Source organism: Epibacterium sp. HA2-3, from assembly GCF_055693725.2.
Window position 1 is genome coordinate 1,887,099 of the sequence record NZ_CM172490.1, and the last position, 24,702, is coordinate 1,911,800.

A 24,702-nucleotide genomic window follows, 5' to 3' on the forward strand; every position below is an offset into this window, starting at 1 on the left:
CATCTTCCCAACTTGCAGACAGACGGGGCGGATCACATCGATCCGCCCCTTTTCTTTTTTTCCGACCCCCGATTTTATTCTGACGTTCCAAGGACTCCACGATGAAAATAGAACCGATTGGCCCGGATCGGGCAGCGCGTCTTGTTCCGCTCCTCGAAGATCTGCATGCGGTGCATGTCGCGCATCACAGGGACCGATACACACCGAACCCTGATCCAGCGCATCTCTCAGAGTGGCTCTCGGAGTGGCTCGCAGAGCCCAATGTCCACGCGCTTGCAGCCATAAGCCCGCAGGAGGCGCTGATGGGCTATCTGATCTATGACATCGAAAAGCGCCCGGCCCTGCCCGTGCGCCCGGCTGAGACGCGTGCCATGCTGCATCACATCGCCGTCGCCGCGCCATTGCGCGGTATCGGTGTGGGCAAAGCCCTGATGACCCAGATGAAAGATGACGCGCTGGCCAAAGGCGCGGATGTGATCGGCGTCACCTATGCGCCCTTCAACGCGGCCTCAGCCGCGCTGATGCGCCACTTTGGGCTGGAGCCGGTGATGACCATGGCAGAATGGCGCAGCCCCTCTGATGAGGCCTCTCAGAAGCCCCCTCAGCGGACATCCGAGACATCGCGGCAGGAAGCGATATAGCCTGCTGAAAGTCGGGGTAAAACGCCCCAGACAGGGGAGATACGGGCGAGGAGGAGATACGGCAGAGGAGGACTGCGCCACGCGCTCCTCCTCGCCTTGGTTCAGAGTTGCGCCACCTCGACCGCGACCGGGGCCGGAAGGTTTACATCGGCCTTGCTATGATCGGTCAGGGCCACGGTTGCAGGCATCAGCAGCAACAGCGCAGACAATCCAAACAGTTTTTTCATGGCAAACCACCCCTTACACATATTCACTCCACGCATCATGAATGCCGGGAGAATGCGGCAGAAATGTGCAATTCAAGGGGAGGCGGGGCTCATATATATCTTGTTTTTTAGATAAATGGATATGCCATCACGCAGCATGGGGTGCCCGGACGGCCTATCAAGATGCCTTTGGTTCTGGAGGGGGTGAGGCGCGCGGGCCTCGGTGTGTCGAGTTTTAAAATACGTTTCGAAGACGTTTCAATGACACTGCCAACACGAAAAAGGCCAACACGAAAAAAGGCCGCGGCAGATGCGCGACCTTTTCAAAATCTGAGATCAGATCGACCTCGAAAGGCTTACTTGATTTTGCCTTCTTTGTACTCGACGTGCTTGCGCGCGACCGGGTCGTACTTACGAATGGTCATTTTCTCGGTCATCGTACGCGCGTTTTTCTTGGTCACGTAGAAGTGGCCCGTGCCCGCGGTCGAGTTCAGGCGGATTTTGATGGTCGTCGGCTTCGCCATTGTGCTTCTCCTGCGTCCGAAAAGGCAGGGGGCCTCTCGGGTCTAATTCCTATATGAGCGTGCGCTTTTACCTTTGTGGTGGCGAGTGTCAATAGGATTCGCCCGGCTAAATTGCAGCTCTTGTTAAAATCGCCTCTCTTGCGAGGGGGCGATACCGTCTCACCCCAAGGGGGCGTGTTTTGCGCAGAGAGCCTATAAGCCGGATCTTGTTCCCCCTGCCCCAAAAGACAGGGTTCGATGACCATTCTTCTGGGATGCCCGTTGCCGGACATCTCTAGCTGCCAACCCGGCCTCTCTCGGGTGAAACATCCCTAGCGGCGGTTTCGGTTGCCCGACCTGCCCGCGCGGAGGCCCTATTTGGCATTGCTCCCGGTGGGGCTTGCCGTGCCACCCCTGTTGCCAGCGGTGCGGTGGGCTCTTACCCCACCGTTTCATCCTTACCCCGTCGCATCCTTTGGCGAACCTCCAGAGCGGCGAAGCGGTCTCTTTTCTGTGGCGCTTTCCGTCAGGTTGCCCTGCCCGGGCGTTACCCGGCACCGTCGTTTCAGGGAGTCCGGACTTTCCTCGCGGGGGCAGATGCCCCAACGCGGCCATCCGGCTCTCTGCGCGAGGTCTGCCTACGCCTGCGCGCAGGGTGCGTCAAGATGCTATGGGGTGAAGGGGCTTTGCCCCTCTGCGCGGGCGCGCATTCAGCCCAGGATATTTGGCGCTAGAAGAAGAGCTACGAGAGAAGTGGCGCAACGTCCTCGCCACAGAGGGGGCCGCATGCCCAGGGACGGTAGCGCAGGCGCACAGCCTGAAGAAGCGTGGCGTCGTCAACCTCGGCGGTGAAGCCACAGGCCTGCGCGGCCTTGCGCAAAGCCTCAGGCGTGGCGGCGGGCGCGGCAAGCGGCTGGCCATTGGGCCGCGCAAGACCAAGGGTGGCGAGCCGCTGCCAGTCGAAGCGCGGCCCCGGATCCCATTTGCGCCCCGGCGCCATGTCAGAGTGACCGATCACACCGGTGGCCGGGATGGTCCAGCGCGTCATGATCTGCGCCATGAGCGTCTCAAGCACGCACATCTGAGGCTCTGAAAACGGGTGGTCGCCGCGATTATCGAGCTCGATGCCGATCGAACGCGAGTTGATGTCCGAAAGTCCCGCCCATTCTCCTTGGCCCGCGTGCCAGGCGCGGTGGTCTTCTGCGACCATCTGCCAGAGACGGCCATCGCCGCCGATCAGATAATGCGCCGAGACCTCAAAGGCGGGATCACAGAGCCGCTGGAGCGCGGCTTCGGCGCTTTCCATTGCCGTGTAGTGCAGAACAATGAGATGCGGCTGCAGCCCGTCCCTCCGGGCCCCGAAGTTGGGGCTCGGGTGCCAGATGGGGTCAGCAGAGGCCATGGTAAGAGATCAGTTGCCCGCCGCGCGAACGGCAGCCCGGAAGGGCGCGGGATCCCAGCCACAGGCGTAGCCATCACCATCGGGATCAAGCGCTTTGCGGTCCCGTTTGGGGCCACCCATCTCGAGAAATGCCGTCTGGGCGAGGTCTGCAGAGGGGTATTCGGCGCAGTTGCGGGCCGAGCGGGCCTGCAGATTGATCCCCGTGCGGCTGTAGATCCGTTGCCCGCGCGGGTTTGACGTCGAGAGGGCGTAGCGCACGATGTTGGGGGCCAGATCCTCTGGACGGTCCGGCACCGCAGTTGGCGTCACCACCTGATATTGCGCGCGCTGGCGTGCGATACGCTCGGCGTCGCTTTCGATGGTTTGCCGGGCAGAGACCGCCTCAAAACTGTTCTCATCCGACAGGTTCGGGTTGCCCACCAGGGCAGGCGCGGGGTTGGAGGGGCTGGCCTCGAGCGGTGCGCGCCCCGAATTCTGCCCTGCCGCAGAGAGCGCAGCAGCGGTTTCACGCGCAATGTCGTCATTTGCAGATGCGGCAGCCCCTCCCGAGGGGCGAGGCTGCTGCCAGTTGGTATTGGTGGCGGTGCTCTCGTCCGAGATTTGGGTGGCAGGTACCAGCGGGTCGCCGTTCAGGGTACGCCCCGCCTCGACTTCGGGCGGTGCGTTGAAGGGGCTTGTTGCATCCCCCACCCCTGCTGCGCTGTCGGGCACTTGCGGGCTACAAGCCACAAGTGCAATCGCGCTGACCGCGACCAAGATTGCTGGAACTCGCATTGCTGCCACCTGTCTGCTCAGTCTTGCTTCGGAGGTCCTTTTACCACCACTGGGCGGGCTTGGCCACAAATCCGGCCGCTTGCTCCAGCGCATAGGCGGTATTCAGAAGATCGCCCTCGTCCCACGGACGTCCGATCAGCTGAAGTCCCAGCGGCAGCCCCTGCGTGTCGACGCCGGTTGGCACCGAAATCCCGGGCAGGCCCGCTAGGTTCACGGTGACAGTGAAGACGTCGTTGAGGTACATCTTGACCGGATCTTCGTCGTTCATCTCGCCAAGGCCAAAGGCCGCGGAGGGCGTCGCCGGGGTCAGGATCGCGTCCACACCCGCAGCAAAGACATCTTCGAAATCCTTCTTGATCAGGGTGCGGACCTTGCGCGCGCGGTTGTAGTAGGCGTCGTAGAACCCCGCCGACAGCACATAGGTGCCGACCATCACGCGGCGCTGCACCTCATGGCCAAAGCCTTCGGCGCGGGTTTTCTCGTACATCTCGGTGATGCCGTCGCCCTGCGCGAGAGTCGCCCGATGGCCGTAGCGCACGCCGTCGTACCGCGCCAGGTTCGAAGAGGCCTCAGCCGGGGCAATCACGTAATAGGCGGGCAGCGCGTATTTCGTGTGCGGCAGCGAGATGTCTACGATCTCAGCGCCCGCGGCCTTGAGCATCGCGGCGCCCTCATCCCAGAGCTTGGCGATCTCGGCGGGCATACCGTCCATGCGGTATTCGCGCGGGATGCCGATTTTCTTGCCTTTGATGTCGCCGGTAAGCATCGCCTCGAAGTTCGGCACCGCAAGGTCCGCAGAGGTCGAATCCTTGGCGTCATGGCCGCACATGGCCTCGAGCATGATGGCGGCGTCGCGAACATTCTTGGTCATCGGGCCAGCCTGATCGAGCGAGGAGGCAAAGGCCACGATGCCCCAGCGCGAGCAGCGCCCATAGGTGGGCTTGATGCCAACGGTGCCGGTGAAGGCCGCAGGCTGGCGGATCGAGCCGCCGGTGTCGGTGCCAGTGGCCGCAAGGCACAGGTCTGCCGCCACAGCCGCGGCCGAGCCACCAGAAGAGCCACCGGGCGTCAGCGGGGTTTCGTCCCCCTCGCGCCGCCATGGGCTGATGGCATTGCCGTAGGCGGAGGTCTCGTTCGACGAGCCCATGGCAAATTCATCCATGTTGAGCTTGCCGAGCATCACCGCGCCTGCGTCCTGCAGTTTCTGCGAGACGGTGGATTCATATTCGGGCGTAAAGCCCTTGAGGATGTTCGACGCCGCCTGGCTGTCGACGCCTTTTGTGCAGAAGAGGTCCTTCATGCCGATGGGCAGGCCGCACATGGCGGGCGCATCGCCCGCGGCAATCCGCGCGTCCGCCGCCTTGGCCCGGTCCAGAGCGACGTCGGGGGTCTTGTGCACAAACGCGTTGAGCGCATCCGCGCCGTCGATGGCCTTGAGGCAGGCCTCGGTGAGTTCCACAGAGGTGGTGTCACCCTTGCGCAGCATATCGCGGGCCTCTGCAAGGCCCAGTTTGTTCAGGTCAGACATGTCTTACTCCACAACCTTGGGCACAGCAAAGAAGCCTTCGCGGGCATCTGGGGCATTGGCCAGCACTTTGTCCTGCTGGTTGCCATCGGTGACCACATCCTCGCGGCGCTTGAGGCGCTGCGGGGTGACGGAGGTCATCGGCTCGACACCCTCGACATCTACTTCGTTCAGTTGCTCGATGAACCCGAGGATCGTGTTGAACTCTTCTGCCAGCGCAGGCAGAGCGTCCTCTTCGACCTTGATCCGGGCCAGTTTGGCCACTTTCGCGGCTGTGCTTTGGTCAATCGACATCAATAACCCTCATCTCGTCTTGTCCACGCGTTTACCGCTCGCGCCAGCGCGCCGCAAGCCTGCCTTGGGATTTCTCCGCCAGCAGATGAAAAACGCCGCATCAAAGCGCCCCGCATGCCGCAGACCCCAAGGCGCATGAAAGCCCCGAGTGACGTTTCGAGCTGTTTCGCATCGGGCCTTGCCCGATGCGACCCGCGCGGACAGCAAAGCTGTCCGCGCGCCAGCCTCAATTGGTCAAGGCTCGCAACCGACAAAACGGGCTCGCCCCGGACCCAAGCGCGGGCGCCCTCCTCCCGTTCTTCGGCATTTCTATCAAGGGCTTGCAGAGATGCATGGATTTTCTTGAATGTCGTGATAAGGGTGGATCAGGACACACTCCACTCATTGCAGATACAACGCGGGGAATGGCGCATGAAACTGATCTGGCTCGGTCATGGCGGCTTTCGTCTGGAAACAGGCGAGACCACCCTTCTTATCGACCCTTGGCTTACCGGCAATCCGATGCTCGAAGACAGCCAACATGACGCGGCAACCCAAGGGGCCACCCATATCCTGTTGACCCACGCGCATTTTGATCATGTGGCGGATGTGCTGGAGCTGGCAAAACACCTCTCGGTGCCGATCGTTGGCCAATATGACCTGATGGGATATTGGGGCGAAACCGAAGGCGTGCAGACCGTGGGCTTCAACAAGGGCGGCACTGTCACGGTCGGGGACACGCGCGTCTCAATGGTGCCGGCCTCCCATTCCAACACGTTTTCCACCCGCGACGGGCTGCGCACTGCGGGCAGCGAAGTGGGCTACATGATCCGGGCAGAAGGCAAGACGCTCTATGTGTCGGGCGACACCGACATCATGGCCGACATGGACTGGATGGGGGACTACTACAAACCCGAGATCGGCATTCTGTCGGCGGGGGGGCATTTCACCATGGATATGAAGGCCGCCGCCTATGCCGCGCAACGCTATTTTGCCTTTAAAACGGTCATCCCCTGCCACTACCGAACATTTCCATTGCTGGAACAGAGCGCACAAGACTTGATTGATGGGCTTCCCGGCGTCAACGTCATCGAGCCACAGATTATGAAAGACATCGAACTCTAATGCCTGCCAACGATTTTACCACAACCGAATACGCCCGCAGACTGGAAAAGACCCGCCGCGCCATGGCCGCAAAGGGTCTTAAAACACTGGTGATCTGCGATCCCTCGAACATGGCATGGCTCACCGGATATGACGGCTGGAGCTTCTATGTGCCTCAGGCCGTGATTCTCCATGAGGACGGCATGCCCATGTGGTGGGGCCGCACCCAGGACAAACCCGGTGCGGCGCTTACGACCTGGCTTGAGGCGGATCATCTCTTTGACTGGCCCGAAGAACACGTCCAGCACCCGGATCACCACCCGTTTGACTCGCTGGTGGATCTACTGCGGGAATTTGGCTGGACCGAGGCCATTGGCGTCGAAATGGACAACTACTATTACTCGGCGCGCAGCCACGAGATCCTCGAGACCGCCTTTGGTCGCGATGCTTTTGCCGATGCTACCGGCCTTGTGAACTGGCAGCGCGCCGTCAAGAGTGAGCAGGAACTGCAGCTGATGCAAGCCGCTGGTAAGCTCTCGGCGCATATGCACGGGGTACTGCGCGCGGAATTCAACGAAGGCATCGCCAAGAACGCGCTGGTGGCGCGGGTGCAGGCCGCAGGTATCGAAGGGCTGCCGCTTCTGGCGGGCGACTATCCGGCAATCTCGCCGATTGCGCCCTCGGGGATCGAGGCCTCTGCCTCGCATATCACCTGGAACGACCGCCCGCTGGCCCCTGGCGAGGCAACCTATTTCGAAATCTCGGGATGTGTGCGCCGCTATCACTGCCCGATCAGCCGCACGCTGTTCCTCGGTAGCCCGCCCGAAGACATCCGCCGTGGTGAAAACGCGATCCTGCAGGCCATCGAGGACACCTTTGCCGTCGCCAAACCCGGTGTCACCTGCGAAGAGGTTGCGGCCTGCGTCTATGAGAGCTTTGGCCGCGCGGGCTACATCAAGGGCAACCGCACCGGGTATCCCGTGGGCCTCAGCTATCCGCCGGACTGGGGCGAGCGCACCATGTCACTGCGTCCGGGTGACACCACCAAGCTTGAGGAAAACATGACCTTCCACCTGATGCCGGGTCTCTGGACACCCGATTGGGGCATGGCCATCACCGAGACCTTCGTGGTGACCCCCAATGGCGGTGAGCCTCTGGCGGATGTCCCGCGTGAAATCGTGGTGAAATAATTCGGCGCTTTTACAAGTCGGTTTCACTGACAGGCGGGTGACCTCCCGCCCGTCAGCGTTGTTTATAAAAAACCACGCTTCCCGTTGGGCCAAGCGCCGCGCGCCCGACGGGCGCGCGGCGCGGGTCGCTTTGGGCACAGCCCAAAGCGACACCCTCAAATGACACCCTCGACGTGTCTCTAATCCCTTGGCTTCAAACCGCAGGAGTTCGGCGCGCTGATCAGACCGGTTTGGCAAAACCCTGGCGCGCTTTCGCCGCGAGCGCGCGGCAATAGCAACCCACCGCGTGGTCATTCACCAGCCCCATGGCCTGCATGAAGGCAAAACAGGTCGTAGGTCCGACAAATTTCCAGCCGCGCGTCTTCAGCTCTTTTGACAGGGCCACCGATTCAGGACAGGTCGAGACCGTCTGCGGCTCGGGTGGGGTCTCCACCTCGTAGCGCCAGAAAAACGCCGCGAGCGCGCCCTCGCTTTGCTCCATCTCCACCGCCCGCGCCGCGTTATTGATCACCGCCTCGATCTTGCCGCGATGACGAATGATCCCCGCATCTTGCAGCAGCGCCGCGACCTTTTCAGGTCCGTAGGCCGCCATCGCGTGATAATCGAAACCATCAAAGGCAGCGCGAAAATTCTCGCGCTTGGCTAGGATCGTGCGCCAGCTCAGCCCAGATTGGAAACTCTCAAGGCAGATCTTTTCAAAGAGCCGTCGATCATCCCCCACGGGAAACCCCCACTCTGTGTCATGGTAGGCGTCAAACTCCGGGGCCGAGGCAGACCAGGCGCAGCGCATGCGGCCATCCCCGCCTGTAACAGTTCGGCTCATGCTGCCACCTTGAGAAATGAAAGTCGCGCATCCGCCTGTGACGGGGTAAAGGCGGTGATATCCACCGCAACCAGCCCGTCGCGCACAAAAGGATCTTTCGCAAGTCTCTCCTCCAACGCGGCGCGGTCCTCGCCAGCTGCCAGGATCAGTCCACCCGGTCCATCATCCAGCGCGCCCGCCAGAAGGAAGACTCCGTCTTCAAATCCCTGCGCCAGCCAAGTCTTGTGCGCCTCAAGAACGCCAGAGATGCGCTCCCTGTCTGCGGTCAACTTCAAACAGATCACAAACATGGTGATCCTCCTTCGTGTTATGAATAGTGTCTCAGGCGGGCGCGGCGATCTGTTGACGCGCCCAGTCTGTCATCTGCTGCACCTCTGCTTCGATCAGTGCCGGATCCGCAAATGCCTGCGCCAGTGCCGCGACGCCCTGGCTGCGCCCCATCAGATGAGTCGCCAACGCCTCGGCGTCCTGCTTGCGACCGGCGCGGCGAAACTCCTCGGCAAGCCAGTCGATAAAAAGCCGGAACAGCTCTGCCGCATGCGTATGTGCGACATGCTCGAGCTTTGAGAGCTCGCTTACCAAAGTGCCCACCGGGCAGCCCCAAGCCATGATCTTGCTGCGGTTCTGAATTAGAATCCGGATGAAACAGATGATGCGATCAAGCGGCGTGTCGCTCTCGGTTTCCCAGGCGCGCAGCCTCAACGCCGTGCGCTCCAGCCGAAGGTCGATCACCGCCTCAAGGATCTCGTCTTTTGTCTTGAAATGATAATAGAAATTCCCGCGCGACAGGCCGAGAGGCGCAGCAATGTCGGCCAGGGACGTGGCCTCAAAACCACGCGTGTAGAACAGCTCATCCGCCTGCGCGATAATGCGCTCTCTGGTCTGGGCCATAGGTACACATCCCCTCACAAGTTCGGCAACATCACCAATTGGCAGGTGCGGACCCTTCTTAGGTCACTTGCCCTAGGCTCTCTTAGGGCAAATGACCTAATCTGGCAATCCATCTTCTGAAACCTTCAGCATCTGTCGCAGCAGCAAGCGCTCCCGGGGGTTTTCCTCACCGGACCACAGCATCGACAGCAACACCTTCAGGATCGCCCAGTGCAGCTGCGTGCTGGCGCCGCATCCCGCGACCTCTCCCCAGAGGATGGCGCGACGCCGGATCACAGTCACGCGGGCGCTGACATCGGCGCATCCGCGCGGATGGCGAAACGCATTGGCAAGTTCATAGGCGGGCGGCCCTGCCAGCCCCTTGGGATCGATTGCGCGCAGCCCCGCTGGGGTCTTGATGACATTGTCGTGGTGCAGATCGCCATGGAGCGCTGCGACCTCGCCCCCACCCGCCGAAAAATCCGCCAGCAAGGGCAACACCATCGCCTGCGCCGCACGGGCCTCCGGCGCGGTGAAACGTACCGCCTGCAAGGGAGCGATCAGCTCTGCCAGGGGCGCCAGCCTTTCGGGAGAAATCGCTGCATCAAAGGCTCTGCGCGCGACCTCTGCAAGTGCGCCATCCACTACCTCAAGCCGTTGATCCGTATGAGGAATCTGATCGCGCACAAGATCGCCAAGGGACGGACCGTCGAGCCATTCCATCAGCACTGCATCCGCACTACGCCCAAGGACCCGCACGGCGCCCGCCTCCTGTGCGCGTTCGAGAAACAAAAGGCCTGTTGCCTCGTTGCCCATGTGCCCCGCCGGATAGTGTTTCAACGCGCCCCAATCTCCAGAGCGCAACCGCACCTTCCAGACCTGCGCGTGCCGGGTGCCCGCAACCCATTCAGGATCTCTGAGGCCAAAGCGCCGCAAGAGCGCCTCGGGCGGCGGCCTCATTTGCGGCGTAGCGCAAAGAACGCGCGCAACAGCGCCTCGGATTGGGCTGCCGAGAAGCCCTCATAGACCTCGGGCGCATGATGGGACTGCGGATGGTCGAACACACAAGCGCCATGGGCAACTCCGCCAGATTTCGGATCAGAGGCACCGTAATAAACGCGCGCGATGCGGGCCGCTGCAATGGCAGCCGCACACATGGCACAGGGCTCCAGCGTCACGTAAAGATCATGCCCCAAGAGCCGCTCGCTCCCCAGTGCGGCGCAGGCGGCGCGGATCGCCAGCACCTCGGCATGGGCCGTCGGATCATTGAGTTCCCGGGTGCGATTTCCCGCCCGCGCGACGACCTTGCCCTCTGGGCTCACCAGCACCGCGCCTACGGGCACTTCGCCACGCGCGGCCGCAGCGCGCGCCTCTTCGAGCGCCTCTGCCATGAAGGATCGAAACTCCACCTCTGCGTTGCTCCTTTTGTCGCCCGTTTTGTCGCCCGTTCCAATGCCCGTTGGCACGCTCCGGCCCCATCATTGGGGGACGTCCGTGCGGCTGGCCGGTGTAATGGATGCTTTCGCCGCTCTCGCGAATAGGCTATGGCAGCGCCATGAGCAAGAAAACCCCATCCAAACCGCCCGCGCGCCGCGCCGCCAACGCTGCCCGGCCAAAGGCCACCCCCTCCGCGACACCGCGCGCGCACAAGGGCCCGCAGGCAAGCGCACCCGCAGACGCGCGGCCCTCGCAAGACGGTGACCGCATCGCCAAGGTGCTGTCGCGCGCAGGCGTGGCCTCTCGTCGCGAGGCGGAACGGATGATTGCGGAGGGGCGCGTTGCGGTCAATGGCAAGGTCATCGACAGCCCCGCGCTCAATGTGACCAATCTGGATCGCATCGTGGTGGATGGCAATCCGCTGCCCGAGGCCGAGGCCCCGCGGCTTTGGCTCTATTACAAGCCCAACGGGTTGGTCACCACGACCTCGGACGAGAAAGGGCGCAAGACGATCTTTGACGCGCTGCCCGAGGACCTGCCGCGGGTGATGACAGTGGGCCGGCTTGACCTCAATTCCGAAGGCCTGCTGCTGCTGACCAACGACGGCGGCGTCAAACGCCAGTTGGAGCTGCCCTCGACAGGCTGGCTGCGCCGCTACCGCGTGCGGATCAATGGCCGCCCGCAGGATCATGAATTTGACGTGCTGCGCAAAGGCGTGGTGATCGACGGCGAGCGTTTTCAGCCGATGACCATCTCGCTCGATCGCCAGCAAGGCGCCAACGCATGGCTCACCATAGGGCTGCGCGAAGGCAAGAACCGCGAAATTCGCCGCGCCATGGAAGAGGTTGGCTATCCGGTAAACCGGCTTCTGCGGATCTCTTATGGGCCGTTCCAGCTTGGCACGCTCAAGGAAGGCGAAGTAGAGGAGTTGCGCCCACGCGTGGTGCGGGATCAACTGGGTCTAGCCGCACCCGAAGGGGATGGCGAAGCCAAGAAGAAACCCACCCGCCCCGGACGCGGCCCGCGCAATCCTGGCGCAAAGACTGCTGGAAAAGGCATCGGCGCGCCCAAAGCTCGCCCGACAGGCAAAGGCGCAGTCAAAGCCCCCGAAGGCAGAGTTTTTTCTGGCAAGACCTTCTCGGGCAAAACCACCGGCAAAACCGCTGGCAAACCTGCGGCTCATAAGGGCCAGGGCGGCAAACCCTCGGGTCCCAAGAGTTTTGGGACCAAACAGGGCGGCGGCTCGGGCGCGCGAGGATCCGGTAAACCTAATGGCGCATCCGGTGGGGCATCCGGCGGCAAATTCAGCCCCGGCGGGCGCCGTTTTGGCAAAAAACCGCAGGACTGAGCCCCCCTTGCCGGACTTCCCCCTAGCAGGAGCGCCTGCAATCTCCTAGGTTTCAAGAGGTTGGGGAACGTTTTTGGGGGCGAAAGAGGTGCAAACCGTCGCATATGTCGCGCTGTTGATCCTGATGCTTGGCATCGGGACCGGCTGGATTGTCGGGGTCTGACGCATGGCTCAGCGGTTTGGCGGCAAATACAGCCCCTCTGGTCAAGATGGCGCACGCCCCGACGGACGCCCGACCAGCTCTTCTCGTATGACGGCGACCGCGCGGGTGAACCCTGTGGGGCTCCGGGCCAATCTGATGTTTGTGCCTGCGGCCGTGATGATGCTCTTCTCGCTGGCCTCGGGCGCCGCCGGTCTGGTGCTGGGCTTGGTCAGTGCAGGGCTCTGGGCGGCAAGCGCCGTGATGCTGCGCGAGGGGCTGAAGGCCGAAGCCGCCTATGACGACCGCAAAGTGGCGCGCCGCCCTGCCCTGCCGCGCAAGATCCTTGCCGCCAGTCTCTGCGGTTTGGGCGGCGCGGTCGGCGCGTGGTCCAGCGAGCCGGGCGTGGTCACTGCCGCACTTTATGGGGTCGCCTGCGTTGGGCTGCATCTTGCGGCCTTTGGCCTTGATCCCCTCAGCGACAAAGGCGTCGAAGGCATTGATGACTTCCAAAGCGCCCGCGTCGCGCGCGTGGTCGATGAGGCCGAAACCCATCTGGCCGCCATGAAAGACGCCGTACTGCGCGCCAAAGACCGCTCGGTCGAGCTGCGCGTGGACCAGTTTCAGGCGGTCGCACGCGATCTGTGCCGCACTGTCGAAGAAGACCCCCGCGACCTGACCGCTGCGCGCAAGTACCTCACCGTCTACTTGCTCGGAGCGCGGGATGCGACGATCAAATTTGCCGATATCTTTGCCCGCAGCGGCAGCACCGAGGCGCGCGCCGACTACCTCGCGCTGCTCGACGATCTGGAACAGAATTTCGCCGCCCGGAATGAAAAACTCCTGCTGGAGGACCGGGGCGATCTGAATATTGAAATTGATGTGTTGCGCGCCCGGCTGGAGCGCGAAGGCGTCCAGTTGGACCGCCCCTCTTAACCTGACAGGAAAGGCCTGGCCGATGTCTGAAACGATTCAACAAAAAGCAGTAGAAGCCGAAACGCTGGTGAAGGAAGTAACCGAAGTGTCCCTGCCCGCCCCCAAGGGCGAGCTGGCCACGCTCGAGGCCGCCGACCCGGAAACCACCACAGCGATCCGCCGCCGCATCGACGAGATCGACATGGGCGATACCAATTCGATCATCTCCTTTGGCTCTGCCGCGCAGGGTGAATTGCAACAGATCTCGCAGGCGATGCTGACGGATGTGCGCAACAAGGACGTGGGGCCTGCAGGTGACTCCCTGCGCGAGATCGTCACCACCATCCGCGGCTTTTCCGTCTCTGAACTCGACGTGCGCCGCAAACCAACCTTCTGGGAACGTCTTCTTGGGCGCGCAGCCCCCTTTGCCAAGTTCACCGCCCGTTATGAAAGCGTGCAGGGGCAAATCGACAAGATCACCGATAGCCTTCTGGCGCATGAGCATACGCTCCTGAAGGACATCAAGTCCCTCGACGTTCTCTATGAAAAGACACTGAATTTCTACGACGAACTGGCGCTCTATATTGCAGCGGGCGAGGCAAAGCTGGCCGAGCTGGACACGACAGAGATCCCCGCGCTTGAGGCGGCCGTGGAGGCTGCACCAGAGAACGATCAGGTCATCAAGGCGCAGGAGCTGCGCGACCTGCGCGCGGCCCGCGACGATCTGGAACGCCGCGTGCACGACCTGAAACTCACCCGTCAGGTAACCATGCAGTCGCTGCCCTCGATCCGACTGGTGCAGGAAAACGACAAGTCTCTGGTCACCAAGATCAACTCCACACTCGTCAATACCGTGCCTCTCTGGGAGACCCAGTTGGCGCAGGCTGTCACGATCCAGCGGTCTGCCGAGGCCGCAAATGCGGTGCGCGATGCCAACAACCTCACCAATGAACTGCTGACCGCCAATGCCGCGAACCTGCGCGAGAGCAACAAGGTCATCCGCGAGGAAATGGAGCGTGGCGTCTTTGACATCGAAGCGGTCAAACAGGCCAATGCCGACCTGATCGGCACCATCGAGGAAAGCCTGCAGATCGCCGATGAAGGCAAGCGCAAGCGGGCCGAGGCCGAGGCCGATCTGAAGAAAATGGAAGCAGAGCTGCGCGACACGCTGGCCGCTGCCAAAGCGCGCAAGGATGGGGTAGGCGACACGGCGGCCACCTCGGTTCCAAAGTGAGCCTGCCCGCGTGAAGCCCGACACCAATACCGTATTGATGCCGCGCCCCCTGGGCGCGGTTCTCGCCATGGGGGCTGCGCTCTTGCTTGGCGGGTGTCTGGCGCTGGCGCCCGGCCCCAAGGACACGCCGCGCCCCACCCCACGCCCTGTTGCGCCGGTTTATACGCCGTCGGTGGAATCGCAGACCTTGGCGAAATACTATGCCGATCTCGAGCAGGATCTTTTGACACGTGGGCTCTTGCGCACGGATGGCGGCGGGCCAGAGACGCCCTATGACGCCGAAGATCTCGCAGAACGCTTTGAAACCCTTGCGTTTTATGACGAATACGCGAGCGCCTCTGATGGCGGTGCTGGGGGTATGGGACGCTGGGAACGGCCCGTGCAGCTGGTCCCTGTCTTTGGCCCGTCGGTGACGCCGGCGCAGGAAGCGCGTGACCGAGCCTCCCTGACCGCCTATGCCGCCCGGCTGGCACGGATCACCGGGCATCCGATCACCGTCGGCACGAGCGGCAACTTTACCGTGCTCTTTGCCGGTATTGATGACGCGGATTTTGTCGAAACCAAAGTGCGCCGCCTGCTGCCAAACCTGTCGGATCGGGATGTGGCACTCTTTGCGACACCGCCGCGTAAATTCTATTGTCTGGTGTTTGCAGGCGGCCCCCAGAGCGATCCGCTGAACTACACCCGCGGTGTTGCCCTGATCCGCGCGGAGCAGCCCAATTTGATGCGGGAGAGCTGTATCCACGAGGAAATCGCCCAAGGGCTTGGGCTGCGCAATGACAGTCCCAAGGCACGGCCATCGATTTTCAACGACGACGACGAGTTTGCCCGCCTTACCAGCCATGATGAGAAACTCTTGCAGATGCTTTACGACCGGCGTCTTCGGGTCGGAATGAGCGCAGAAGAGGCCCGCCCGGCCATCGAACGCATGGCCCGGGAGGTCATGGGAGAGCTCTCAAACTAGAGAACGTCAGACCAACGGGGCCTCAACCCTCCGGGATCTCATTGACATGATCGGGCACATGATATCCGCACTGCACGGCCGGACGGGCCGCAATGGCCTGGTACCATCTGCGCACATTGGGGAAATCGCGTAGATCGATGTCCTGCCATTCATAGCGCGACACCCATGGCCAACAGGCCATATCGGCAATCGAATAGTCGTTGACGATATAGTCACGCCCCTCAAGACGGCGATCCAGAACGCCGTAGAGACGCCGCGCCTCGGCACCATAGCGCTCCTCTGCATAGTCGGAGGCGCCACGGTTGTACTTTAGGAAATGGTGCGCCTGCCCCAGCATCGGCCCAAAACCAGCCATCTGCCACATCAGCCATTCATAGATCTCGATCCGCTGCTCAGGCGGCAAGAATTGACCATGTTTTTCAGCAAGATAAATCAGGATCGCGCCTGACTCCATCAAGGTGACACCGGTCTCTTGATCGCGGATGGCCGGGATCTTGTTATTCGGGCTGATCGCAAGAAACGCGGGCGCCATTTGCGCGCCCGTCGCAATGTCGATCGCATGTGCGGTATAAGGTACGTTCAACTCTTCGAGCAGGATGGAGACCTTGCGCCCGTTGGGGGTGTTCCAGGTGTATAGGTCGATCATGAGGGTCTCCGCGAGTCGTTTCTGCAGCGCAGAGTGACGCGACCCGAGGGGCCGCGTCAATCAAGTCACCGTCACGAATGGTTTGGCGCGCCCCGAAGCGGTGCGTGCCTCAGGCGTTAGCCTTGCCCTGTCCTTCGGCGCGTACAGCCGAAAGCGACTGGTTTGGCGTCAAGGCTTCGGGGTCAACCACAATCTCGATCATGTAGCCGCCCTTGGTTGTGCGGGCGCGCTCCAACGCCGCCGGGAAATCCTCGGTGCGGAGCACCCGTTCCCCCGCGATCCCAAAGGACGCGGCATAGGCGACAAAATCAGGGTTCACCAGCTTTGTGGCCATGACCTTGCCGGGATGATGACGTTCCTGATGCATGCGGATGGTGCCGTACATGCCATTGTTTACAACAACATAGATGACATCAGCACCATGCTGCGCCGCGGTGGCCAGCTCTTGTGAGGTCATCATGAAACACCCATCCCCTGCCATCGCAACCACGGTGCGATCGGGATGCGCAAGCTTGGCCGCAACCGCCGCCGGTACACCGTAGCCCATGGAGCCGCTGGTGGGCGCGAGTTGCGTGCGATATGCGCGGTGCTGATGGAACCGGTGCAGCCAAACCGTATAGTTCCCGGCCCCGTTGGTGTAGATCGTGTCCTCGGGCAGCGTTTCACTCATGTGGCGCACCACATGGCCCATGTTCACATCCCCCGGCACCTCGGTCGGGGTCTGAAAGGCGAGATAATCCGCTCGCTGCTGCTGCACCCATTCCGCCCAGCCTTCGGGCTGGCTCGGCAGAGTAATCGCCTCGGCAGCGTCAAAGAACAGCTCAGGGTCGGACTGGATCGCAAGATCGGGCTGATAGACTTGTCCCAACTCCTCAGCACCCGGATGCACATGCACAAAGGTCATCTGCGGATGCGGAATATCGATGAGCTCGTAGCCTTGGGTCGTCATCTCGCCAAGGCGCGGGCCAACCGTTATCAGAAGATCAACCTCTTCACGCAACCGTTTACGAAGATTGGGAATTGGGGCGATGCCAACCGGGCCGACATAATTGTCGTGACCGTTGTTTACATAGTCCTGACTGCGAAAGGATGTCGTGACCGGCAGGCCCAAACGCTCTGCAAAGGCCAGCGCTTTATCTGCACAGGCCTCGCTCCAGCTTGGCCCGCCTACCATCAGCATAGGCTTTTTGGCGCGGGCGATCATGGCCGAGAGCGTCTCGATATCATGCGCGGCAGGGGCCGGACGCGCGGGCGGCGTCACCCGCAGATCTGCAACCGTTACCTCATCGGTCAGCATGTCCTCTGGCAGCGCCAAAACCACCGGCCCGGGACGACCAGAAAGCGCGGTTTTCCAAGCGCGCGCCATATATTCGGGGATGCGGGCTGCATCATCGATCTGCGCTACCCATTTGGCCATTTGGCCAAACATGCGCCGGTAATCAATCTCTTGGAACGCTTCACGATCCACCATCTCGCGCCCCACCTGCCCGATCAGCAGGATCATAGGCGTTGAGTCCTGAAACGCGGTGTGGACCCCATTAGAGGCATTGGTCGCCCCCGGCCCGCGTGTCACAGCACAGACGCCGGGCTTTCCGGTCAGCTTACCATAGGCATCGGCCATGTTTGAGGCACCGGATTCGTGGCGACAAGTCACCACGTTGATGCTCTTCTGGTGGGCGTGAAGCCCGTCCAGCAACTCCAGATAACTCTCACCGGGGACGCAATAAATCGTGTCTGCCCCTAGAATCTGCAACTGATCTGCAAGAACTCTGCCACCGCTACGACGCGGGGTGGATGCGGGCTGTGCTGTGTCGCTGGACATCTGTTCGTCTTCCTCTCCTGAACGGCGCGATCATATCCATTGGCGGGCTCAATCCTAGCCCCGCCGAAGGTGGTTTCGCCAAATTTACGGAAAGTTCGTCAAAGTGACGAATACACACCCCATGTGTCGTCATGGCCTTGGGAATGACTGTGGATAAGGTCCGCAACTCTGTGGATACCTTAAGGATTTTAACTAAATTACAACCACTTGAGGGGCGTTCTCAAAGTGGAAAAATCCATACTGTCCTTCGAGACAAAAACCGAAGCTGATTTTGCCCTCATTTGACCGTCTCAGAAGCGCGCGAACTGTCCGATCTTGACCCAAATAACCGCAATTTTCCGCGTTCCGCAACTGAAACCCCAAATCCTCGAAATTGTATAAATTTGTAAACTTATTTCGACTTTGAGCGGAATTACTCCAAAAATTGTATGATTAGGAGAACACCTAGTCGTGCCAAAAGGCATCGTTTGGCCGCGAAATACCCGCCTCTTCGAGGCAAAGGTACAACCACATTTTCCTTAAGAAGACATAACCGCCGTCCACAGGCCGGGGCAGGATGGCGGCCAATGGATCAAAGTTCGCGGAGGTACTGCATGACCGCCGGTCGCACCGTTTGATCACCACGATGACGCGCATCAGAGATGATCTTGCGCAGTTCCCCAAGATCCACGCGCATCAGCAGAGATTTGACCGGGCCGATCGAGGCCGGACGCATCGAAAGGGTGCGGATCCCCATGGCTGCAAGACACACGGCTTCGATCGGGCGGCCGGCATCCTCACCACAAAAGCTCAGCGGCGTGCCGGAAATGTCGCAGCGTTCCACGATCCGCTCGATAAAGCTCAGGAAGCTCACGTTGAGCGTGTCATAGCGCCGTCGCACCCGTTCGTTTTCACGATCCGCCGCAAAGAAGAACTGCTTGAGATCATTGCCGCCAATCGACAGAAAATCGACTTCCTCAAAGAACTTGAGCGGTGCAAACCCAAGCGATGGGGTCTCCAGCATGGCGCCGATCTCGAGCGTGGAGGGCAGGACATGCCCCAACCGGCGCTCGCGTTCGATGGTCTTGTTCACCTCTTCGCGCGCGAGGCGGTATTCCTCGAATTGTGCCACAAATGGGAACATCACCGTAAGAGGCCCGCCGTTGGCCGCGCGGATCAGCGCCTGTAGCTGCATCCGCATCACACCGGGTTTGTCCAATCCAACCCGAATTGCGCGCCATCCCAAGGCTGGGTTCGGCTCGTCGGTGGGCTTCATATAGGGCAGAACCTTGTCGGACCCGATGTCGAGGGTGCGAAACACCACGCGTTTGCCACCTGCAGCCTCCAGCACACGCTGGTAGAGCCCCTTGAGCTCGGAGCGTTTGGGCATCTGATTGCGCACCAGGAACTGCAGCTCAGTGCGAAACAGACCAACCCCCTCTGCGCCAGAATTCTCGAGCGAAGGCAGATCAGCCATCAACCCTGCGTTCATCATCAGGTTAATTCTTTTTCCATCGACCGTTATCGCAGGTTTCTCACGTATCGACGAATACCGTTCCTGGGCCTTCGCTTGCATCGCAATCTTATCGCGAAAGGCGCTGACGACAGGATCATCGGGGCGCAGGTGCACAACAGCGTTGTCCCCGTCCACCAAAACATGATCCCCGTTAAGCCCTTCGGTGGTGATCCGGGCCACACGCACCACCAATGGGATCGCCAATGCCCGCGCTACAATTGCCGCATGCGAACCTACAGAGCCCTCTTCAAGGATAATTCCCTTCAAAGACCTACCATATTCCAACAATTCGGCCGGACCGATATTGCGCGCGACCAGGATGGGATTTTCCGGCAGTTCTGCGCCGGTATCCTTGCCCTGACCGGTCAAAATACGCAGCAGGCGGTTCGACAGATCGTCCAGATCGCTCAGGCGCTCACGCAAATACGCGTCCTGAACCTGCGCCATGCGGCCTCTTGCAAGGGATTGTTCTTTTTCAACTGCAGCTTCGGCGCTCAGGCCACGGGCAATGTCCTCTTCCATGCGCCGCATCCAGCCTTTGGAGTTGGCAAACATGCGATAAGTTTCAAGGACCTGTGCCTGTTCCTTGTCACCGCTCGAGGAGACCTGCAGCATCTTGTCGACACCCACCCGCAGCTCCTCAACGGCCTCCTGCAGGCGCTCCAGCTCCCGATGCGGATCGTCCGCAATCGGGTTCGTCACCACAACGCGGGGCTCATGCAGCCAGATATTGCCCTCGGCGGCCCCCTCCTGCGCGGCGATACCCTTCAAGAGCACAGATTGCTGGTGCAGGGGCGACATGGCAGAGCCCTCGCCCACAAAGGCCCCAAGTTCGGTCATCTCGGCGATAACCATTGCAACAACTTCAAGGGCATAGACCGCGTCCGCGGAATATTCGCGGCTTTCCTTGGATTGCACCACAAGAACGCCCATCATCTCGCCAAGGCGCTGGATGGGGATACCCAGGAATGAGGAGAAGCGCTCCTCGCCGGTTTCCGGCATATAGCGAAAGCCCCGCGCGCTTGGCGCATCGGGGGTGTTGATCACCTTGCCCGTGCGCGCCACACGCCCCACAAGCCCCTCGCCCACGCGCATGCGAGTCTGGTGCACGGACTCGCGGTTGAGCCCTTCGGTGGCGCAGAGTTCGAGCGTATCTTCGTCGCGAAACAGATAGATAGAGCACACTTCGGTGCCCATACTGTCGGCTATCAGCTGCGTAATCTTGTCGAGGCGCGCTTGTCCGGCGTCATCCCCTGCCATGGCCTCGCGCAGACGACCCAGAAGCTTGCGGCTTTCGGATTCCGTGTTCTCAACCATGTGGGCCCTTTCCCGGGTTTCTTCTTCGACACTGCGGATGCCCTGTTTCTCACCCGCTCGCGGTCCGGCGTTCTGAATAGCAGATGACGCTTATGCGCATCAACTGCGAACACTGCACCGCAAGGTCAAAGGCAATGTGTCGGCAGACCGGGGCGCTTGCAAGAGGTTTTCCTGCTTCCGCGGCGTTGCCAAAGAAGTTTGCCCAAGAGTTCGGCGCGGTCGTTTCAACCTCACATCCTTAGCTGCACCGCAGCAAAGAGAGTGAGTAAACTCAATGAATTAGCCAAAAACAAAAACGCCGAAGGTCTCCCTCCGGCGTTTCTGTCTTGGCATAAAAGTCACGATCAGCTGGCTTTGTCGAGCTCAAAGGCGTCATGCAGGGCCTGCACGGCGAGCTCCATGTATTTGCGGTCCACCAGCACCGAAATCTTGATCTCGGAGGTGGTGATCACCTTGATGTTGATGCCCTCATCCGAGAGGACCTTGAACATCTTGGCGGCCACACCGGACTGCGATCGCATGCCGATGCCCACCACCGAAATCTTCGCAACACCGGTGTCCGCCACAAGTTCAGCAAAGTTAAGCTCGCCCTTTTCTTTGTAGGCGTTCAGGGCCAATTCCGCGCGCTGTACCTGATCCGTGGGGCAAGAGAACGTCATATCCGTGCGCCCATCTTCAGAGATGTTCTGCACGATCATATCGACGTTGACGCCGGCATCCGAGAGGCAGCCAAAAATTGTCGCCGCGATGCCCGGACGGTCCGCGACCGAAAGACAGGTCAGTTTGGCCTCATCCCGCGAGTAGGCAACGCCGTTAACAACATTGGATTCCATGATTTCCTCCTCGTCGCAGACCAGGGTTCCGGCCTCGTCGGACTGTTCTTCAAAGCTCGAGAGCACGCGCAGCTTCACCTTGTAGCGCATCGCCAGCTCGACAGAGCGGGTTTGCAGCACCTTGGCGCCCAAGGATGCCAGCTCCAGCATTTCCTCAAAGGCGATCTTGTCGAGCTTGCGTGCCTTTTCGCAGATGCGCGGGTCGGTGGTATAGACGCCGTCCACATCGGTGTAGATATCGCAGCGCTCCGCCCCGAAGGCCGCCGCAAAAGCCACCGCTGTGGTGTCAGAGCCGCCGCGCCCGAGGGTGGTGATGCGACCTTCGGGAGAAATCCCCTGAAAACCCGCAACAACGGCCACTTTCATGCCTTCGCCGAACTTCTGGTTGATGTTCTCTGTGCCGATCTCTTCGATCCGGGCCTGGCTGTGGGCCGAGTTGGTCTTGAGCGGCACTTGCCAGCCCTGCCAGCTGCGCGCGGGCACGTCCATCTCTTGCAGCGTCAACGCCATGAGGCCCGCGGTCACATTCTCACCAGAGGATACAACCGCATCATATTCACGCGCATCATAAAGCGGCGAGGTCTCCCCCACCCAGCCGACCAGCTCGTTGGTCTTGCCGGACATGGCGGAGACAATGACGATCACGTCATAGCCCTTGGCCACTTCGACACCAACGCGTTTGGCAGCGCGGCGAATGCGGTCCAGATTGGCGACGGATGTGCCGCCGAATTTCATCACAAGTAGGGGCATGAGGTGTGATTTCCCTCCGCTTGCGGGGTTAAGGTTCGCGCGTTCTTAGGCGAGCACCCGCGCAAGAGCAAGATGGCCCAGCCCTTTATTTCAAGGCGCAGGGCGTTTTGAGCAACCTTCAGCCCCGGATTGGCCTAGCTGCGCCAGAAACGAACCGTCAGGATCGCATAAACCGCCATCAGCTCCAGTCGCCCGATCAGCATGGCAATGGCCAAAATCCACTTGGCGGTGTCATTGAGCGGGGCAAAGTTCCCCGCAGGCCCGATGATATCACCGAGGCCGGGACCGATATTGGCAACCGCTGTTGCGGCCCCCGAGATGGCGGTGATGAAGTCGAGCCCCGTCAGCGCCAGCGCCCAGGCCACGATGCCCAGCGTGATGACGAAGAACATGAAAAACGAGATCACCGAGCTCAGAACATCGGGTGTGACCGGTCGCCCCTCATAGCGCGGCACAAAGACGCCGTTGGGCGAGCGGATGCGCTGCACCTGCACCCGGATCGAGGCAAAGAGAAGCTGGTAGCGGAAGATCTTCACCGAACAGGCGGTCGAGCCCGCGCAGCCCCCAATGAGCCCGATAAAAAAGAAGATCATGATCAGGAACGGCCCCCAGGCCATGTAGTCGACACTGGCATAGCCGGTTCCGGACATGATGGAGATGATGTTGAACAGGGCTTCGCGCACGGCCTGCTCGGGATGATGCGGGAAGATGGTCACAAGCACCCCGGCGGTGATGCCCACAAGCACAAGGATCGTCGCCATGAAGGCCCGCACCTGCGAGTCCTGAAACAGCGGCAGGGTCTTGCCGTTGACCATCTGCACATAGCGCACAAACGGGAGAGCCGCGACCACCATAAAGATGGCGGCGGCATACTCCGCCGGACCGGAAAACGTGCCAAAAGACGCGTCGTAATTGGAGAACCCGCCCGTCGACATGGTGGTCATCGCATGCACCACCGCATCAAAAAGCCCCATGCCCAGGACCGTGTAAACCAGCGCACAGACCAATGTGAGCACGAGGTAGATCACCGAGATCTGCTTGGCGATTTCCTGTGCACGCGGGAGGATTTTCCCCATCGTGTCAAAGGCTTCGGATTTAAAGATCTGCATGCCCCCGACCCGGAGCTCCGGCAGGAACACCATGGCGACCACAATGATGCCGATGCCCCCCAGCCATTGCAGGATGCCCCGCCACAGTAACAGACCGCGCGGCAGATCATCAAGCCCCGAGATCACCGTTGACCCGGTGGTCGTCAGCCCCGACATCGCCTCAAAAAAGGCATCAGTGAAACTCAGTTCGGTTGCTCCCAGCATCAAGGGCAACGCGCCAAAAATCGGCAGCACCACCCAGACCAATGTGGTGAGCAAAAAGGTCTGGCGGATCGACAATCCCCGCCCTACCCCATTGGCGCAGGTCAAGGCCAAAACCCCTCCGACCAGAAAACAGAAGAGGGCGCTTTCGAGAAACACAGGCCACTCCCCCTTGCCATCGTAAAGATCAAGGAGGAGTGGGAAAACCATGGTGCCGCCCAAAATGACGACGAGCAGGCCAATGACATATCCGACGGGGCGCAGATCCAACATGACGGGCAGCGTTGGCAACCCCCGCTCGAACTGTCAAGCCAAAGCGATCACGACTCGCTCTTTGTGTCCTCTGTGTTGTGCGCCGCTGTCGCAGGCATCGCTGGCGGTGCCGACGGGGCGCGCGGACGTTTGCGCGCGGGCGCCTGCGTTGTGCCGGAGGCTGCAGCCGCGCCCTCGGGCCGGGACACGTCTTTCACCTCTGGCGCGGTTTTTTGTTCGGCTGCAGCGGGCGTATCCGCCTTGGCCTTTGTCGCGGGCGGGGTCTTGCGCGCAGAGCCTTCAGCAGGTGACGCTGGCGCGGCCACTGCGGTGGGTTGCCCCGACGCTGAGGCGGGCTGAGCTTTCGCTGCCGCAGCCTTTCGCGCCGTTGTCTTTCGAGCAGGTGCCTTTTGGGCGGGTGTTTTGGGGCCGGGTGTTTTGGGGGCGGGCGTTTGCGGCGCCGCAGTCTTTGCAGAGCTGGCCTTGGTCGACGTGGCCTTACTCGCAGTCGTATTTCTCGACGTGGTCTTTGTGGACGCCGTACGTGTGTTCACTTTACGGGCTGCGGGCTTGCGGGCCGCAGGTTTACGCGGCTCAGGCGGTTTCCGGGCGGGCGCAACTGCGTCCTCTCCAGCTGCCGCCGTCGCATTTGGCAAGCCGCTGATCCATTCCTGTTGCGCTTTCAATAGCGCCTGCGTCATCTCAAGCTGACGCTGCGGCGCGTCTGCCGCCAGTGTTGCCAGCGCTCGCATCATTCTCAACTGCCGCCCCAGCGCATAGCCAGCCCATGCCTGCGGGGTGGTCGGGATGTCCTTAAAACCTTCAAACCGGATCATGAGATCTCCTCAGGGTCGATCATTGTCGCACATAAACAGGCCAGGCGCCCGCTCATCCGACGCAAGCGCCCCCTTGCGACTCACGTTAACACG

Annotated in this window: 24 protein-coding genes and 1 other RNA gene; 7 read left to right on the top strand and 18 right to left on the bottom strand. The window is 61.1% G+C overall.

What is annotated here, in order from left to right; genetic code table 11:
* Window positions 1-101 precede the first annotated feature (101 nt).
* Complete coding sequence (locus ACZ1HH_RS08785) at window positions 102-641, top strand: GNAT family N-acetyltransferase (RefSeq protein WP_472636415.1); 540 nt, start codon at window positions 102-104, stop codon at window positions 639-641.
* Between the two features lie 101 nt (window positions 642-742).
* On the opposite strand, the gene ACZ1HH_RS08790 is transcribed toward ACZ1HH_RS08785, so the two are convergent.
* The 7 genes from ACZ1HH_RS08790 to gatC all read right to left on the bottom strand — a co-directional run bounded on the left by ACZ1HH_RS08790 (window position 743) and on the right by gatC (window position 5,345).
* A complete protein-coding gene (locus ACZ1HH_RS08790) occupies window positions 743-868 on the bottom strand; it encodes a hypothetical protein (protein ID WP_256378200.1) in 126 nt (41 codons plus the stop codon).
* Window positions 869-1,203: 335 nt separating this feature from the next.
* Window positions 1,204-1,371 carry a 50S ribosomal protein L33 gene (gene rpmG / locus ACZ1HH_RS08795; RefSeq protein WP_010441901.1) on the bottom strand — a complete coding sequence of 56 codons (168 nt, stop codon included), beginning with the start codon at window positions 1,369-1,371 and terminating at the stop codon, window positions 1,204-1,206.
* A 179-nt stretch (window positions 1,372-1,550) separates the two neighbouring features.
* An RNA gene (gene rnpB / locus ACZ1HH_RS08800) (RNase P RNA component class A) lies at window positions 1,551-1,977 on the bottom strand.
* A gap of 115 nt (window positions 1,978-2,092) precedes the next feature.
* Entirely contained in the window at window positions 2,093-2,752 is a 660-nt protein-coding gene (locus tag ACZ1HH_RS08805; RefSeq protein WP_472636416.1) for an N-acetylmuramoyl-L-alanine amidase, read from the bottom strand.
* A gap of 9 nt (window positions 2,753-2,761) precedes the next feature.
* Window positions 2,762-3,526, bottom strand: a complete 765-nt coding sequence (locus ACZ1HH_RS08810) for a hypothetical protein (RefSeq protein ID WP_472636417.1) — start codon at window positions 3,524-3,526, stop codon at window positions 2,762-2,764.
* A gap of 40 nt (window positions 3,527-3,566) precedes the next feature.
* The gene (gene gatA, locus ACZ1HH_RS08815) at window positions 3,567-5,054 is read right to left on the bottom strand and encodes an Asp-tRNA(Asn)/Glu-tRNA(Gln) amidotransferase subunit GatA (protein WP_472636418.1); all 1,488 of its coding nucleotides are present in this window, start codon (window positions 5,052-5,054) and stop codon (window positions 3,567-3,569) included.
* A 3-nt stretch (window positions 5,055-5,057) separates the two neighbouring features.
* Complete coding sequence (gene gatC, locus ACZ1HH_RS08820; protein ID WP_005679979.1) at window positions 5,058-5,345, bottom strand: Asp-tRNA(Asn)/Glu-tRNA(Gln) amidotransferase subunit GatC; 288 nt, start codon at window positions 5,343-5,345, stop codon at window positions 5,058-5,060.
* Between the two features lie 411 nt (window positions 5,346-5,756).
* Between gatC and ACZ1HH_RS08825 the strand changes: the two genes are divergently transcribed.
* Both ACZ1HH_RS08825 and ACZ1HH_RS08830 read left to right on the top strand, forming a co-directional pair.
* Window positions 5,757-6,449: a metal-dependent hydrolase gene (locus ACZ1HH_RS08825; protein WP_011539246.1), complete on the top strand. Its 693-nt coding sequence runs from the start codon at window positions 5,757-5,759 to the stop codon at window positions 6,447-6,449.
* Window positions 6,449-7,618 carry a M24 family metallopeptidase gene (locus ACZ1HH_RS08830; protein ID WP_011539247.1) on the top strand — a complete coding sequence of 390 codons (1,170 nt, stop codon included), beginning with the start codon at window positions 6,449-6,451 and terminating at the stop codon, window positions 7,616-7,618. The genes ACZ1HH_RS08825 and ACZ1HH_RS08830 overlap by 1 nt, the downstream gene beginning before the upstream one ends.
* 220 nt (window positions 7,619-7,838) lie before the next feature.
* Here the strand turns inward: ACZ1HH_RS08830 and ACZ1HH_RS08835 are convergent, their stop codons facing one another.
* From ACZ1HH_RS08835 to ACZ1HH_RS08855, 5 genes are all read right to left on the bottom strand, one after another.
* Window positions 7,839-8,441, bottom strand: coding sequence for a DNA-3-methyladenine glycosylase I (locus ACZ1HH_RS08835; RefSeq protein WP_472636419.1), 603 nt, complete (start codon window positions 8,439-8,441; stop codon window positions 7,839-7,841).
* Complete coding sequence (locus ACZ1HH_RS08840) at window positions 8,438-8,731, bottom strand: YciI family protein (protein WP_472636420.1); 294 nt, start codon at window positions 8,729-8,731, stop codon at window positions 8,438-8,440. The genes ACZ1HH_RS08835 and ACZ1HH_RS08840 overlap by 4 nt, the downstream gene beginning before the upstream one ends.
* A gap of 31 nt (window positions 8,732-8,762) precedes the next feature.
* On the bottom strand, window positions 8,763-9,332 hold the full coding sequence (locus ACZ1HH_RS08845; RefSeq protein WP_472636421.1) for a TetR/AcrR family transcriptional regulator: 570 nt from the start codon (window positions 9,330-9,332) through the stop codon (window positions 8,763-8,765).
* A gap of 96 nt (window positions 9,333-9,428) precedes the next feature.
* Window positions 9,429-10,271, bottom strand: coding sequence for an aminoglycoside phosphotransferase family protein (locus ACZ1HH_RS08850; protein WP_472636422.1), 843 nt, complete (start codon window positions 10,269-10,271; stop codon window positions 9,429-9,431).
* Window positions 10,268-10,720: a nucleoside deaminase gene (locus ACZ1HH_RS08855; protein ID WP_472636423.1), complete on the bottom strand. Its 453-nt coding sequence runs from the start codon at window positions 10,718-10,720 to the stop codon at window positions 10,268-10,270. Before ACZ1HH_RS08855 ends, ACZ1HH_RS08850 begins: the two co-directional genes overlap by 4 nt.
* A gap of 107 nt (window positions 10,721-10,827) precedes the next feature.
* Between ACZ1HH_RS08855 and ACZ1HH_RS08860 the strand changes: the two genes are divergently transcribed.
* From ACZ1HH_RS08860 to ACZ1HH_RS08875, 4 genes are all read left to right on the top strand, one after another.
* Entirely contained in the window at window positions 10,828-12,096 is a 1,269-nt protein-coding gene (locus ACZ1HH_RS08860; protein ID WP_472636424.1) for a pseudouridine synthase, read from the top strand.
* A gap of 166 nt (window positions 12,097-12,262) precedes the next feature.
* Window positions 12,263-13,171, top strand: a complete 909-nt coding sequence (locus tag ACZ1HH_RS08865) for a 5-bromo-4-chloroindolyl phosphate hydrolysis family protein (RefSeq protein ID WP_472636425.1) — start codon at window positions 12,263-12,265, stop codon at window positions 13,169-13,171.
* Between the two features lie 22 nt (window positions 13,172-13,193).
* Entirely contained in the window at window positions 13,194-14,384 is a 1,191-nt protein-coding gene (locus ACZ1HH_RS08870; protein ID WP_487320246.1) for a toxic anion resistance protein, read from the top strand.
* A 37-nt stretch (window positions 14,385-14,421) separates the two neighbouring features.
* Entirely contained in the window at window positions 14,422-15,348 is a 927-nt protein-coding gene (locus ACZ1HH_RS08875; protein ID WP_472637317.1) for a DUF2927 domain-containing protein, read from the top strand.
* A 22-nt stretch (window positions 15,349-15,370) separates the two neighbouring features.
* On the opposite strand, the gene ACZ1HH_RS08880 is transcribed toward ACZ1HH_RS08875, so the two are convergent.
* From ACZ1HH_RS08880 to ACZ1HH_RS08905, 6 genes are all read right to left on the bottom strand, one after another.
* Window positions 15,371-15,994: a glutathione S-transferase family protein gene (locus ACZ1HH_RS08880; RefSeq protein WP_472636426.1), complete on the bottom strand. Its 624-nt coding sequence runs from the start codon at window positions 15,992-15,994 to the stop codon at window positions 15,371-15,373.
* A gap of 109 nt (window positions 15,995-16,103) precedes the next feature.
* Complete coding sequence (locus ACZ1HH_RS08885; protein WP_472636427.1) at window positions 16,104-17,816, bottom strand: thiamine pyrophosphate-binding protein; 1,713 nt, start codon at window positions 17,814-17,816, stop codon at window positions 16,104-16,106.
* Between the two features lie 571 nt (window positions 17,817-18,387).
* A complete protein-coding gene (gene ptsP, locus ACZ1HH_RS08890) occupies window positions 18,388-20,628 on the bottom strand; it encodes a phosphoenolpyruvate--protein phosphotransferase (RefSeq protein ID WP_416368741.1) in 2,241 nt (746 codons plus the stop codon).
* Window positions 20,629-20,972: 344 nt separating this feature from the next.
* Window positions 20,973-22,211 carry an aspartate kinase gene (locus ACZ1HH_RS08895; protein ID WP_472636428.1) on the bottom strand — a complete coding sequence of 413 codons (1,239 nt, stop codon included), beginning with the start codon at window positions 22,209-22,211 and terminating at the stop codon, window positions 20,973-20,975.
* Window positions 22,212-22,345: 134 nt separating this feature from the next.
* On the bottom strand, window positions 22,346-23,794 hold the full coding sequence (locus ACZ1HH_RS08900) for a TrkH family potassium uptake protein (protein ID WP_472636429.1): 1,449 nt from the start codon (window positions 23,792-23,794) through the stop codon (window positions 22,346-22,348).
* Between the two features lie 47 nt (window positions 23,795-23,841).
* Window positions 23,842-24,609: a hypothetical protein gene (locus ACZ1HH_RS08905; RefSeq protein WP_472636430.1), complete on the bottom strand. Its 768-nt coding sequence runs from the start codon at window positions 24,607-24,609 to the stop codon at window positions 23,842-23,844.
* Between the last annotated feature and the right edge of the window lie 93 nt (window positions 24,610-24,702).